Below are 12,194 nucleotides of genomic sequence, written 5' to 3'. Positions count from 1 at the left end.
CACTCAGGGTCCGCGCCCTGGATCGACGTGACCGGCGGCGAGAGTTCCTGACTCCCGGACCCTTCGGATCCGGTCACAGTGGCGGGACCGCGCCGGATTCGCACCGGACTTCCTCTACTGCCGCCGTAATGGCCTCGGCAGTCCACCACGGCCCGAGAACACCCGTCAACTCACCCTTGACCTGCATCGGGTCACTGTGCGAAGCACCACAAACACGGCGCCGAACATACGACGGCCGGGCGGTCCTCACCCGAGGTGCGGACCGCCCGGCCGTCGTGAGTTCGGACCGTCAGACGACGATCAGATAGATGCCGTACGCCACCGCCGAGAGGCAGAGGGCGAAGCAGGCGTAGGCGCCGGTGCGGGCCAGGGTGGCGGAGCCTCCCTGGGCGGCGGCCTGCTCCTGCTTGGAGAGGCCGATGATGCCGAGGGTGAAGAGGCCCACCAGTGCGACGGTCGCCACGAGGCTGACTCCGAAGACGGAGCCGAGAGCTGCCCAGTCGATCTTCATGTCGTTCGTTCCTTACACCGCTGCGGCGGGGGCGGAGGGCGCGGCCGGGTCGGTGGGAGCCGGGGCGGGGATGGTGGTCTTGAGGTCCTCGTCCGCGACGGCGGCGACGGAACCGGCGGCCGGCGGCGGGGTGACGGCCGCGATGGCGGTGGTCACGACGCCCGCGGGCTCGTCGTCGAGGTCGTCGGCGGTGACGTTGTTGTGGTCGACCGGCTTGCGGCGGGACAGCGACCAGATGACGCCCGAGCCGGCGATCAGCAGGACCGCGACGGCGGCGATGCCCCAGGGGCCCTGCTTGGTGAGGAACTCGGCACCGGCGCCGACCAGGCCCGCGGCGGGCAGGGTCAGACCCCAGGCGACGAACATCCGGGTCGCGGTCGACCAGCGGACGACACCGCCCTTGCGGCCGAGACCGGCACCCATCACGGCACCCGAGCAGGACTGGGTGGTGGAGAGGGAGAAGCCGAGGTGCGAGGAGGCCAGGATGACCGTCGCGGCACTGGTCTGGGCGGCGAAGCCCTGCTGCGGCCGGAGGTCGGTGAGGCCCTTGCCCATGGTGCGGATGATGCGCCAGCCACCGAGGTAGGTGCCGGCGGCGATCGCGATGCCGGCGGAGACGATGACCCACATCGGCGGGTTGGAGCCGGGGGCGAGGACGCCGCCGGTGACCAGGGCCAGGGTGATGATGCCCATCGTCTTCTGGGCGTCGTTGGTGCCGTGGGCGAGCGAGACGAGACCGGCGGAGGCGATCTGGCCGACCCGGTAGCCCTTGGCGGTGTGCTTCTCGTCGGTCTTGGCGCCGATCCGGTACGTCAGCTTGGTGGCCAGCATCGCGGCGAGGCCGGCGACGAGCGGTGCGGCGACGGCCGGGATGAGGACCTTGGTGACGATGGTGGAGCCGTTCACCGCCGACCAGCCGGCCGACATGACCGCGGCGCCGATGAGTCCGCCGAAGAGGGCGTGGGAGGAGCTGGACGGCAGTCCGAGCAGCCAGGTGAGCAGGTTCCAGAGGATGGCGCCGACCAGCGCGGCGAAGATCACCTCTGTACGAATGCCCTCTTCGTTGATGATCCCGCCGGAGATCGTCTTGGCGACCTCCACGGACAGGAAAGCGCCGACGAGGTTCAGCACGGCGGACATGGCCACCGCCGTCTTCGGCTTGAGTGCACCGGTCGAGATGGTCGTGGCCATCGCGTTCGCGGTGTCGTGGAAACCGTTCGTGAAATCGAACACTAGAGCTGTCACGACCACAATGGCGAGCAGCAGCGTGATGTGTTCCATTTACCCAGGCAATCGTTTGACGTCAGTGGCAAGCCGAACGTAGGCAACCTGGGTGAACGGAAGGTGAACTGGGCCGGGCGACGTGGTGTCCCTATCCGGTGTCAAGGCATTCCGCTTAGCGTCCGGCCGGGGCAGGTGTCCACGATGCGGTCACCCCGCAACCCCGGGTAATCCGGGCCATCACCGGGCACGTGCGACCTGACCCGGTTTCTCCTCCGTCACCCGGTTCCGCTCCCCGGACCGAACCATCCGCACGGAGGACCCTGTCGAGGAGACCCATGTCACTCTCCCGAGGGGCCCGTCGCGCTCCGGAGAGGGGTCCCGCCGGGCAGGGTCTTCGGGGGCCGTCCGGGTCCGTCCGGTGGCAGTCCGCCCGGACCCTGTCGAGACTGGGAGCGTGCGCCCGGCTACAGCGACGGCAGCGGCCGTCACCACCCTGCTCGGTGTCGGCGCGGCCGCGATCGCGGTCGGCCGGTACGCCAGCGACGTCGCCCTCAAGGCGCCGTCCGGACGTCCCCTGCCCGGAGATCCCAAACTCACCGTGCACGCCACCGGCCCCGACCGGGTCACCCTCACCCGCAGCCTCGCCTCGCTGCGCCCCGGTACGTACGGCATGGAGGGCCACGGCCAGCACGCCGTCGTCGGCCCCGTCCTCGACCGGGTCCCACACACCGCCGACACCGTCGTCCGGCGCCTCGAACGGGTCGAGCTCGGGGTGATCGGTCCCGGCTCCCGCGTCCGCTTCACCCCCCAGCTGCACATCGGCACGCCGATCAGCGCCCTCGGGCTCGCCCACGAGGACGTCGAGATCCCCGGCGAGCTCGGCCCCCTGCCGGCCTGGCTGGTGGCAGCCCCCCGCACCACCTGGGTGATCGCCCTGCACGGCCTCGGCACCACCCGCGAGCACCCGCTGAACGTCGTCCCCTTCTTCAACCGCCGCAAGATCCCCGTCCTCGTCCCCGCCTACCGCGGCGACGCGGGAGCACCCGCCTCCCCGGACGGCCTCGCCCACCTCGGCGACTCCGAATGGCGCGACGTCGACGCCGCCATCCGCTACGCCGTCCACCGGGGCGCGTCGAAGATCGTGCTGCACGGCTGGGGGACCGGGGCCTCGATGGCCCTTCGCGCCGCCGCCGAGTCGGGGGTCCGCGACCGGATCAGCGGACTCGTCCTCGACTCACCCGTCCTGGACTGGGAGGCGACCCTGCGCAACCTCGCCTCGGCCCGCCACGTCCCCGGCCCCCTGCTCCCGCTCGCCGTCCGCGCCGCCCAGGGCCGGACCGGGCCGCACGGCGACCTGCTCCGGGCCGCCTCCGCACCGGACGCCCTGCGCGTCCCCGTCCTCCTCTTCCACGGGCCCGACGACACCATCGCCCCCTACGAGCCGTCCGTCGAACTCGCCGCCCGCCGCCCCGATCTGGTCACCCTCCACACCGTGCGGCACGCCCCGCACGCGTCGATGTGGAACGCCGACCCGGTCCGCTACGAGGAGGCCATGCGCCGCTTCCTCACCCCGCTCCTCTAGGACCTCGCGACAGCCCTTTCCGCGCCTGTTCCCGGGCCCGTCGCGACGGGGCGGCCGATTCCGATTGGGCTTTCGGGCCGTCAGCGGGAAGACTGCCCCCGTGACGTCTCGAAAGCCCGATGAACCATTGGCGCGCAACTCCAGACTCCGACTCGTCCGCCCGCGGGCGCTGGCCACCGCCCGACGGGCCGTGACGACCCGGCGCACCCGGCCGGCGCCGCGGCCGCCCGAGGGCACTCCGCCCCGCGCGGAGCTCGCCCGCCAGGCCCGGCACGTCCTCGCCGACGCCGTACGGATCGCCCGCTGGGCCGCCGTCGAGCGCGGCGCCGTAGCCGCACCCCGCACCGGCCCGGGAGCCGTCCCCGCCCAGGAACGGGCCGCCGCCGCGCTGAACCTGACGCCCGGCCAGATCCGGGCCGGCTGGGACCGGGCCCGGCTCGCCGGACTCGTCGAGCTCCACGGCGACACCGCCCGCCCCGGCTGGCGGCTGCACGCCTGGGACCGTGACGACTCCGCCGTGCTGCGCGGCTGGGTCGCCCTCTTCGACGCCTGGTCCCTGGTGCACCCGGCCGCCGAGGGGGTCGAGCCGAGCGCCGTCGCGGAGGTCGTCGAGGCCCTCCCGCAGGTCCTGTCGCTGCTCCAGCTCTCCCAGGGCCCGGTCCTCGTCCCCGCCCTCCTCGACCTGCTCGGCCAGCGCGTCGAGGAGCTGCGCGAGGAGCGCTGCGAGGTCCCGGTGGACGAGGAGGCCCCCGAGGCCGCCGACGCCCCCGCGGTGGACGGCACCGAGGGGCTCCCGGCCCTGCTCGACTGGGCCCTCGAAGGCCTGGCGGCCGTCGGCGCGCTCACCCTGGACTCCGGCGCGGAGGGGCGTCACGCCACTTTGACCCCGCTCGGCAACTGGGCGGTCTGGGTCAAGCTGGAGCAGATCTGCGTCGCCGCGCAGAGCCCCGCGGGCAACATCGAGCAGTCCGCCGAGGACATGCTCCGCGGCTGTGCCCGGCTCACCCCCGGCCCGGCCCGCGCCGAGTACCGCGCCTGGCTCGCGGCCCGCACGCTCTCCAGCGCGGTGACCGAACTGCTCGCCGTCGCCCGCGGCGAGGACGCGCTGCTGCGCGGGCTCGCCTTCGAGGCGCTCCGGGTCGTCGGCGCCCCCGCCGAGGCCGAGGTGCGGGCCACCGTCGCCGAACCGTCCCTGCGGCCGTACGCGCTGCTCTGGCTCGCCGAGTACGAGGGTGCCGACCCCGACGACGCCCAGGAGGTCCTCACCCGCGAGGAGTCCACCTGGCTCTGGGTGGACACGGCCGCCGCGGTCGCCGACCACGGCGAGAGCGAGCTGCTCGTCCGGCACCTCGACTCCGCCGTGCAGGGCACCGTTCCGGCGCTCCTCGACGAGATCAGGGCCGTGGGCCACCCCCGTACCGTCCAGGTCCTGGTCGCCCTCGCCGCCGCCCACCCGGACCCGGCCCTGGCCAAGGCGGTCCGCCGGGCCGCCTTCCAGGTCCACACCGGGGGAGCGTGACGAGCGACGTGCGCCCCCGCCCGGCGCCCGGCTACTCCGCGGCGCCGGGGGTGTACGTCCCGAAGCTCCAGATGTTGCCCTCGTGGTCCCGGGCCATGTAGTCCCGCGAGCCGTAGTCCTGGTCCTTGGGCGGCATCACGATCTCGATGCCGTGGGTCACCGCGCGTGCGTGGTGCTCGTCGACGTCGTCCACGTGCACGAACACGCCGACCGGGCCGGCGTCGGCCATCAGCTTGTCGAACTCGCTGCCCGTCCCCTTGCTGCCCAGCATCACCATGCCGTTCCCGTACGACAGCTCGGCGTGCGCGACGCGCCCGTCCTCGGCCTCGTACACGGCGGTCGCACGGAAGCCGAAGCCCTCCGTGAGCAGGGTGATCGCCGCCTTCGCGTCCTCGTACGTCAGCGTCGGACAGATGTGGGGTGCCTCAGCCATCCCGATCACTTCCTCTCGATTCAGTCGAATGTGACCCGGGTCTCAGTCTGGCAGTCACCACCGACAATCAACGGAAGGTGTTGCACCGGGCCATGTCGCCCGTTCGGTAGCCCTCGTAGAACCACTGCTGGCGCTGCGCGGCCGAGCCGTGGGTCCAGTTCTCCGGGGTCACCCGGCCCTGGAACCTCTCCTGGATCCGGTCGTCGCCCACCGCGGCCGCCGCGTCGAGGCCGTCCCGGATGTCCTCGTCCGTCAGCCGCGTCAGCACCGGCCGGCCCGTCCGGTCGTCGGGCGTGGTCGTCGCGTGCCGGGCCCACACGCCCGCGTAGCAGTCGGCCTGGAGCTCGACCCGCACGGCGTTGGAGTTCGCGCCCGTCCGGCCGTCCTGGGCGCGGCTCAGGGTCCCCATGAGGTTCTGGATGTGGTGGCCGTACTCGTGCGCCACCACGTACGCCTGGGCGAACGGCCCACCGCTCGACCCGAACTTGGTGCGCAGCTCGTCGAAGAAGTCGAGGTCCAGATAGACCTGCCGGTCGCCGGGGCAGTAGAAGGGCCCCACCGCCGAGGTCGCGGACCCACAGGCGGTCGGGACCCGCTGGCTGAACATCACGGTGGCGGCGCTCCCGTAGGTGCCGCCCCGGCGCGCGTACTCGCTCCGCCAGTAGTCCTGGAGACTGTTGACGACGGCGACGATGCGGCAGTCCTCGCGGGCGTTGGCGTCCGAACCCTTCTTGCAGGTCTGGGCCACCTGGGCCACCGAGGAGGAGCTGGCCACCGGCTCGTCGCCGCCCGAGGAGAGTCCGAGCTGGTCCGGCCCCACCCCGAAGAGCAGGCCCAGGATCAGGGCGATGAGGCCGATGATCCCGCCGCCGACGGTCGCCTTGCCGCCCGGGATGCGGCTGCTCCGGACGTCCTTGACCTCCGAGGTGTCCAGATCGGCGTCGTCGTCGAACTGCACGGCTCACCACCTTCGCGTCACTGCCGCGGCAGTGGCCGCCGCCCTGCGCCGAGTATCGGCTCATCTCATACCTCTCGCCCCTTTTGTGAATCATGGGCGGAGATGTGAGAAAGCTCCGATTCGGCTCCGGAGCCCCGCATGGCCTAAAAGCAGTTGCAGGGGCCCGTTAGACTGGCCGTATGGCCATTCTCCCCGTGCATTAGCGGCGTCGAAGCCCTTCATCAGCCGTCCTTCCGCCGTTTCCCATCGCCCTGGAGTCTGTCCGTGATCACCGCTTCCGGCATCGAGCTGCGCGCCGGCGCCCGAGTCCTCATCGAGTCCGCTTCCTTCCGCGTCGCCAAGGGCGACCGCATCGGCCTCGTCGGTCGCAACGGAGCGGGCAAGACCACCCTCACCAAGTGCCTCGCGGGCGAGGGCGTCCCCGCCGCCGGCCAGATCGCCCGCTCCGGCGAGGTCGGTTACCTCCCGCAGGACCCGCGCACCGGCGACCTCGACGTGCTGGCCCGCGACCGCATCCTCTCCGCCCGCGGCCTCGACGTCCTCCTCAAGAAGATGCGGATGAACGAGGAGCGCATCGCCACCGGCGCCGGCGCCACCCGCGACAAGGCGATGCGGCAGTACGAGCGCCAGGAGACCGAGTTCCTGACCAAGGGCGGTTACGCGGCCGAGGCCGAGGCCTCCACCATCGCCGCCGCCCTGGGTCTGCCCGACCGGGTCCTCGGCCAGCCGCTGCACACCCTCTCCGGTGGTCAGCGCCGCCGCGTCGAGCTCGCCCGGATCCTCTTCTCGGACGCCGACACGCTCCTCCTCGACGAGCCGACCAACCACCTCGACGCCGACTCCATCGTCTGGCTGCGCGACTACCTGAAGAGCTACCGCGGCGGCTTCATCGTGATCTCCCACGACGTCGACCTGGTCGAGACCGTGGTCAACAAGGTCTTCTACCTGGACGCCAACCGCTCCACGATCGACGTCTACAACATGGGCTGGAAGCTCTACCAGCAGCAGCGCGAGGCCGACGAGAAGCGCCGCAAGCGCGAGCGCCAGAACGCCGAGAAGAAGGCCGCCGCCCTCAACTCGCAGGCCGACAAGATGCGCGCCAAGGCCACCAAGACCGTGGCCGCGCAGAACATGGCCAAGCGCGCCGAGCGACTGCTCTCCGGTCTGGAGGCGGTGCGCGCCTCCGACAAGGTCGCCAAGCTCCGCTTCCCCGACCCCGCTCCCTGCGGCAAGACCCCGCTGACGGCCGAGGGGCTCTCCAAGTCCTACGGCTCGCTCGAAATCTTCACGGATGTGGATCTCGCGATCGACAAGGGCTCCCGCGTCGTCATCCTCGGCCTCAACGGCGCGGGCAAGACCACGCTGCTCCGGCTGCTCGCCGGCGCCGAGACGCCCGACACCGGAGAGGTGACCCCGGGCCACGGCCTCAAGCTCGGCTACTACGCCCAGGAGCACGAGACGCTCGACCCCGAGCGCAGCGTCCTGGAGAACATGCGCTCGGCCGCGCCCGACCTCGACCTCGTCCAGGTCCGCAAGACCCTCGGGTCCTTCCTCTTCTCCGGCGACGACGTCGACAAGCCGGCCGGGGTCCTCTCCGGCGGCGAGAAGACCCGTCTGGCCCTGGCCACCCTGGTCGTCTCCTCGGCGAACGTGCTGCTCCTCGACGAGCCCACCAACAACCTCGACCCGGCGAGCCGCGAGGAGATCCTCGGGGCCCTGCGCACCTACAAGGGCGCCGTCGTCCTCGTCACCCACGACGAGGGCGCGGTCGACGCGCTGGAGCCGGAGCGGATCATCCTGCTCCCGGACGGCGTCGAGGACCTGTGGGGCCCGGACTACGCGGACCTGGTGGCGCTGGCCTGACCCGGCGGCGCCCCTCGGGGTCCGGGATCGCCCCGGAATCCGCCGGGAGCGCCCCCGAGCGGCCCGGAGTGATCATCCCGGGCTGGATCATTCGGCTCATGGGTGATCCTTCATCTGAGTGAGGGCGTCTCGTACCCCCCGGCGCGGTGCTCTGCCGAATCCTTCCGGCAGACCCGCGCCGTACGTGTGTTCCCCCCGTATCGCTGACCTGCTGATTCCCGTGCCGCACGGTACGGAGCCGTGATTCCGGCCCAGCGGAATTCCGGCTTCCGGTCGTGACGAAGGCGCGCTCGTCCACAAACCCGGCGGCATGGACCTTGTCGAATGGGTGGCCAGGACGGACGGGAGGGGTGATCATGAGAAGTCCAGAGCGCACTTCCCATGAGGAGGCACGGGTGGCCGAGACTCTGAAGAAGGGCAGCCGGGTGACCGGCGCCGCGCGCGACAAGCTCGCGGCAGACCTGAAGAAGAAGTACGACTCCGGTGCGAGTATCCGGGCGCTGGCCGAGGAAACGGGCCGCTCCTACGGATTCGTCCACCGGATGCTCAGCGAGTCCGGAGTCACGCTGCGTGGACGCGGCGGAGCGACACGGGGCAAGAAAGCCGCCTCGGCCTGACATCGGGACGCCTCGACCGGGCCACCGGGTCTCTCGGTGGCCACCCGGTCGGTCTTCGTACCGGCCAGGTGGTTACTGTGCAGTCACTTAGCATTTCGCATGCAGTGCTGCACCGTAATCGGAGGCGCCCCCATGACTACGCTCGACGACTCTGAGCTCGTATTCGACAAGGACGGTGTACGGCTCACCGTCGAGGACGCCGTTGCCACGGTGACCCTGACCAATCCGGCGAAGCGCAACGCTCAGTCTCCCGCTCTGTGGCGGGCGTTGACAGAAGCCGGCCGGTCGTTGCCCGGCAGCGTGCGGGTCGTCGTCCTGCGCGGCGAGGGAAAGTCCTTCTCCGCCGGACTCGACCGGCAGGCGTTCACGCCCGAGGGCTTCGACGGAGAGCCGTCCTTCATCGATCTCGCGCGCGGTTCCGACGAGAACCTCGACGCGGTCATCGCCGAGTACCAGGAGGCGTTCACCTGGTGGCGCCGTAGCGACCTCGTGTCGATCGCGGCCGTCCAGGGCCACGCCATCGGCGCGGGCTTCCAGCTCGCCCTCGCCTGCGACCTGCGGGTCGTCGCCGAGGACGTGCAGTTCGCCATGCGCGAGACCAGCCTGGGCCTCGTCCCGGACCTGACCGGGACGCACCCGCTCGTCTCGCTCGTCGGCTACGCCCGCGCGCTGGAGATCTGCGCCACCGGGCGCTTCGTCCACGCGGAGGAGGCCGAGCGCATCGGTCTCGCCAACCTGTCCGTGCCCGTCGACGAGCTCGACGCGGCGGTACGGGACCTCGGCGCCGCCCTGCTCGCGGCGCCGCGCGACGCGGTCACCGAGACCAAGGCGCTCCTCCAGGCTGCCTCCGGCCGCTCGTACGAGGAGCAGCGCACCGCCGAGCGCGCCGCCCAGGCCCGCCGCCTGCGCGACCTCGCGGGCCTCGGCGACTGACGCCCGCCCCCACCCGCCAGGAGCTGTCCGGCGGATCGGAGCCGGACGGCCCCCAGGTCCTGATCCGATGCCAAGCGTCAGACACCCCCTAGCGCAGTTCCGACACCACGACCGTGACCGCGGCCGCCTCCGGGGTGGCTGCGGTCACGGCCGCGCGCACGGCGCGGGCCACGTCCAGGGGGCGGGCCCCGGCGGTCACCGCCAGTTCCACCCGCACCCCGTCGGGTCCCCGGCGCACCGGCGGGCCCAGTGCGTCCGTCACCCCCGCGACACCCGGCACCCCGAGCGCCGTGAGCGCCGCGGGATCGTCCGTCGCCGGTGAGGTGAGGCCCGGCGAGGGAGCCGCGCCCACGTCCGGTTCCGGCGGCGTCGCGTCGAGCAGGTCCGTCACCCGCAGGTCCACGGCCCCGACCACGAGCCCGATCCCGTCCTCGGCGGCGGTGAGCAGCACCGCCCGCAGCTCCTCGGCGAGCTCCGGCAGAGGCCGCCCGGCGATCGCGCCGAACGAGGCCGTGACGAGCAGGGCACCCGCTTCCGGCTCTCCGGCCGGGTCCGCCGGACCGATCCGCAGCTTGCCGGGCACCACGCCCCGTACGTCCGCGGCCACCCGGCCCAGTACCCCGCGCACCGCCCGCTCGGTGATCCACGCCCCCTCCGCCGCCGCTCCGAGCGGCAGCAGCCTGCCCGGGGCGAGGCGATCCCGTACCGCCGCCGTCCAACCCTCAGCCGTCGTCATTGCCCCAGCCTGCCGTATTCCCGGGGCGGAACGGGGTAACCGCCCTTAGTGTGGGCGAAGAACCCCGAATTAACCCAGAAGGGGCGAAATCTGATGGCGGACACCACTCACTCCGGCGACTCCCCGACCGACGAACCGCGCCGCACCTCGGTCACCAAACGGGGCGGCGGCGATCCGGCCACCCGGGGCCGGACCACGATCGCCGACGGCGTCGTCGAGAAGATCGCCGGTCTGGCCGCCCGCGACGTGGTCGGCGTCCACGCGATGGGCAGCGGCATCTCCCGCACCTTCGGTGCCGTACGCGACCGGGTGCCCGGCGGGGGCGGCGGCAAGTCCAGCGTCACCCGTGGCGTGAAGGCCGAGGTCGGCGAGGTGCAGACCGCGCTCGACCTGGAGATCGTCGTCGACTACGGCGTCTCCATCGCCGACGTCACCGGCGACGTCCGGGAGAACGTCATCGCGGCCGTCGAGCGGATGACCGGACTCGAGGTCGTCGAGGTCAACATCGCGGTCAGCGACGTGAAACTGCCCGACGAAGAGGACGAGGAGCCGGAGTCACGGCTCCAGTAGCTGCTGACAGCTGCACACAGGGGGCTCAGGAGGACTCGGAAAGGGGTCAGGAATGAGCATGGCGGTGGTCGGCCTGGTGGCCGGCATGGCTCTCGGCTTCGCCGGATACTTCGGCGGCTTCGGAGCGTTTGTACTGGTCGCGGCCTTGGGAGGGATCGGCTTCGTGGCCGGCCGCTTCCTCGACGGCGACCTCGAACCCGGCGACCTGTTCCGGGGCCGCGACCGCGGCGACCGGCCGCGGTGACCCGGGGTGGCCGCTGACCTCGCCTCCCGGGACCCCGTGCGGGACCGGGGGGCGACATCGATCGCCGACCGGGTCGTCGCGAAGATCGCCGCCCAGGCGGCGAGGGAGGCCGTGGGCACCGTCCCCCGGGGCGGTTCGAAGCCGCACGCCTCGGTCGTCGTCCACAGGGACGTCGCCCGGGTCGCGGTGAGCCTCGAACTCGACTACCCCACCGACGTCGGACGCCGGTGCGGGGCCGTTCGAAGCCGGGTCCGCACCCAGGTGGAGGAGCTGGTGGGAATGGAGGTCCACGAGGTCACCGTCCATGTGGAACGCCTCCACTCCCCGCTCACCCGCCAGGCCACCCCGAGGGACCGCCTGTCATGACGACCACACCGGAACCCGCGCCCGGCGCGCGCCCCGAGCCGACGGGCGCCGCCCCCGACGGCGTCCCCGTCCTGGCCGACGCCGCCCCCACACCCGCGGTCCGCCGCTTCTGGGCCGTCCGCCGCATCCCGGCCGGCGTACTCGCGGCCCTGGTCCTCGGCGGCGCCGGGCTCCTCCTCTACGACGTGGCGGCGGTCCGGGCCGACCGCACCGCCATGGCCTGGCGGCGCGAGCTGGCCGACGGCCTCGCGACCCGGCCGCTCGACGACACCTGGGTCGTGGTCGGCGCGGCCGTCGCGGTCGTCCTCGGCATCTGGCTCCTGATCCTGGCCGCGACCCCCGGCCTGCGCGCCGTCCTCCCGATGCGCCGCGAACACGCCGACGTACGGGCCGGACTCGACCGGGAGGCCGCGGCCCTCGCCCTGCGGGACCGCGTCATGGAGGTCTCCGGGGTGCAGGCCGTCCGGGTGCGGATGGGCCGCGCCAAGGTGTCGGTGAAGGCCGCTTCGCACTTCCGGGCGCTCGACGAGGTCCGCACCGACGTGGAGACCGCCCTCGCCACGGGCGTCGACGAGCTGGGCCTCGCCCACCCGCCCGCGCTGACGGTACGGGTGGCCCGGCCGCCCAGGAAGAAGTGA

Annotated in this window: 14 protein-coding genes and 1 riboswitch; of the genes, 9 read left to right on the top strand and 5 right to left on the bottom strand. The window is 72.4% G+C overall.

Annotation, left to right across the window (positions count from 1 at the left end):
- Positions 1–21: 21 nt before the first annotated feature.
- Positions 22–154, bottom strand: a riboswitch (cobalamin riboswitch).
- Between the two features lie 135 nt (positions 155–289).
- Positions 290–511: a hypothetical protein gene (locus OG514_RS02710; protein WP_266890427.1), complete on the bottom strand. Its 222-nt coding sequence runs from the start codon at positions 509–511 to the stop codon at positions 290–292.
- Between the two features lie 12 nt (positions 512–523).
- Positions 524–1,792 (bottom strand): inorganic phosphate transporter, encoded by a 1,269-nt coding sequence (locus OG514_RS02705; protein ID WP_266890426.1) that lies wholly within the window; start codon positions 1,790–1,792, stop codon positions 524–526.
- Between the two features lie 397 nt (positions 1,793–2,189).
- On the opposite strand from OG514_RS02705, the gene OG514_RS02700 reads away from it, so the two are divergent.
- Both OG514_RS02700 and OG514_RS02695 read left to right on the top strand, forming a co-directional pair.
- Positions 2,190–3,317 (top strand): alpha/beta hydrolase, encoded by a 1,128-nt coding sequence (locus OG514_RS02700; RefSeq protein ID WP_266890424.1) that lies wholly within the window; start codon positions 2,190–2,192, stop codon positions 3,315–3,317.
- A gap of 190 nt (positions 3,318–3,507) precedes the next feature.
- Positions 3,508–4,836, top strand: a complete 1,329-nt coding sequence (locus OG514_RS02695) for a hypothetical protein (protein WP_266900727.1) — start codon at positions 3,508–3,510, stop codon at positions 4,834–4,836.
- Between the two features lie 31 nt (positions 4,837–4,867).
- Here OG514_RS02695 and OG514_RS02690 read toward each other — a convergent pair whose 3' ends face one another.
- Together OG514_RS02690 and OG514_RS02685 are read right to left on the bottom strand one after the other, a co-directional pair.
- The gene (locus OG514_RS02690) at positions 4,868–5,269 is read right to left on the bottom strand and encodes a VOC family protein (RefSeq protein ID WP_266890422.1); all 402 of its coding nucleotides are present in this window, start codon (positions 5,267–5,269) and stop codon (positions 4,868–4,870) included.
- Between the two features lie 67 nt (positions 5,270–5,336).
- On the bottom strand, positions 5,337–6,227 hold the full coding sequence (locus tag OG514_RS02685) for a neutral zinc metallopeptidase (RefSeq protein WP_266890420.1): 891 nt from the start codon (positions 6,225–6,227) through the stop codon (positions 5,337–5,339).
- Between the two features lie 264 nt (positions 6,228–6,491).
- Here OG514_RS02685 and OG514_RS02680 point away from each other — a divergent pair, with 264 nt between their 5' ends.
- The 3 genes from OG514_RS02680 to OG514_RS02670 all read left to right on the top strand — a co-directional run bounded on the left by OG514_RS02680 (position 6,492) and on the right by OG514_RS02670 (position 9,640).
- A complete protein-coding gene (locus OG514_RS02680; RefSeq protein ID WP_266890418.1) occupies positions 6,492–8,090 on the top strand; it encodes an ABC-F family ATP-binding cassette domain-containing protein in 1,599 nt (532 codons plus the stop codon).
- Between the two features lie 395 nt (positions 8,091–8,485).
- Positions 8,486–8,707, top strand: coding sequence for a helix-turn-helix domain-containing protein (locus OG514_RS02675; protein WP_006123601.1), 222 nt, complete (start codon positions 8,486–8,488; stop codon positions 8,705–8,707).
- Between the two features lie 132 nt (positions 8,708–8,839).
- On the top strand, positions 8,840–9,640 hold the full coding sequence (locus tag OG514_RS02670) for an enoyl-CoA hydratase/isomerase family protein (RefSeq protein WP_266890416.1): 801 nt from the start codon (positions 8,840–8,842) through the stop codon (positions 9,638–9,640).
- Positions 9,641–9,728: 88 nt separating this feature from the next.
- Here the strand turns inward: OG514_RS02670 and OG514_RS02665 are convergent, their stop codons facing one another.
- A complete protein-coding gene (locus OG514_RS02665) occupies positions 9,729–10,376 on the bottom strand; it encodes a hypothetical protein (RefSeq protein ID WP_266890414.1) in 648 nt (215 codons plus the stop codon).
- 93 nt (positions 10,377–10,469) lie between these two features.
- On the opposite strand from OG514_RS02665, the gene OG514_RS02660 reads away from it, so the two are divergent.
- The 4 genes from OG514_RS02660 to OG514_RS02645 are packed head-to-tail and all read left to right on the top strand — an operon-like array spanning position 10,470 to position 12,194.
- A complete protein-coding gene (locus tag OG514_RS02660; protein WP_266890412.1) occupies positions 10,470–10,946 on the top strand; it encodes an Asp23/Gls24 family envelope stress response protein in 477 nt (158 codons plus the stop codon).
- Between the two features lie 52 nt (positions 10,947–10,998).
- Positions 10,999–11,190, top strand: coding sequence for a hypothetical protein (locus OG514_RS02655; RefSeq protein WP_266890410.1), 192 nt, complete (start codon positions 10,999–11,001; stop codon positions 11,188–11,190).
- A gap of 6 nt (positions 11,191–11,196) precedes the next feature.
- Positions 11,197–11,556 (top strand): Asp23/Gls24 family envelope stress response protein, encoded by a 360-nt coding sequence (locus tag OG514_RS02650; protein WP_266890408.1) that lies wholly within the window; start codon positions 11,197–11,199, stop codon positions 11,554–11,556.
- Positions 11,553–12,194, top strand: a complete 642-nt coding sequence (locus OG514_RS02645) for a DUF6286 domain-containing protein (RefSeq protein WP_266890406.1) — start codon at positions 11,553–11,555, stop codon at positions 12,192–12,194. The genes OG514_RS02650 and OG514_RS02645 overlap by 4 nt, the downstream gene beginning before the upstream one ends.

The organism is Streptomyces sp. NBC_00572, from assembly GCF_026341815.1.
Taxonomy (GTDB): Bacteria; Actinomycetota; Actinomycetes; order Streptomycetales; family Streptomycetaceae; genus Streptomyces.
The sequence above is the reverse complement of the archived record's forward strand: the minus strand, read 5'-3'. Positions and strand labels throughout refer to the sequence as shown.

Excerpts from the sequence above, each read along its gene's own strand:
- OG514_RS02705 (WP_266890426.1), bottom strand. The coding sequence starts at position 1,792 with ATGGAACACATCACGCTGCTGCTCGCCATTGTGGTCGTGACAGCTCTA.
- OG514_RS02710 (WP_266890427.1), bottom strand. The coding sequence starts at position 511 with ATGAAGATCGACTGGGCAGCTCTCGGCTCCGTCTTCGGAGTCAGCCTC.
- OG514_RS02655 (WP_266890410.1), top strand. The coding sequence starts at position 10,999 with ATGAGCATGGCGGTGGTCGGCCTGGTGGCCGGCATGGCTCTCGGCTTC.
- OG514_RS02660 (WP_266890412.1), top strand. The coding sequence starts at position 10,470 with ATGGCGGACACCACTCACTCCGGCGACTCCCCGACCGACGAACCGCGC.
- OG514_RS02670 (WP_266890416.1), top strand. The coding sequence starts at position 8,840 with ATGACTACGCTCGACGACTCTGAGCTCGTATTCGACAAGGACGGTGTA.
- OG514_RS02645 (WP_266890406.1), top strand. The coding sequence starts at position 11,553 with ATGACGACCACACCGGAACCCGCGCCCGGCGCGCGCCCCGAGCCGACG.
- OG514_RS02665 (WP_266890414.1), bottom strand. The coding sequence starts at position 10,376 with ATGACGACGGCTGAGGGTTGGACGGCGGCGGTACGGGATCGCCTCGCC.
- OG514_RS02690 (WP_266890422.1), bottom strand. The coding sequence starts at position 5,269 with ATGGCTGAGGCACCCCACATCTGTCCGACGCTGACGTACGAGGACGCG.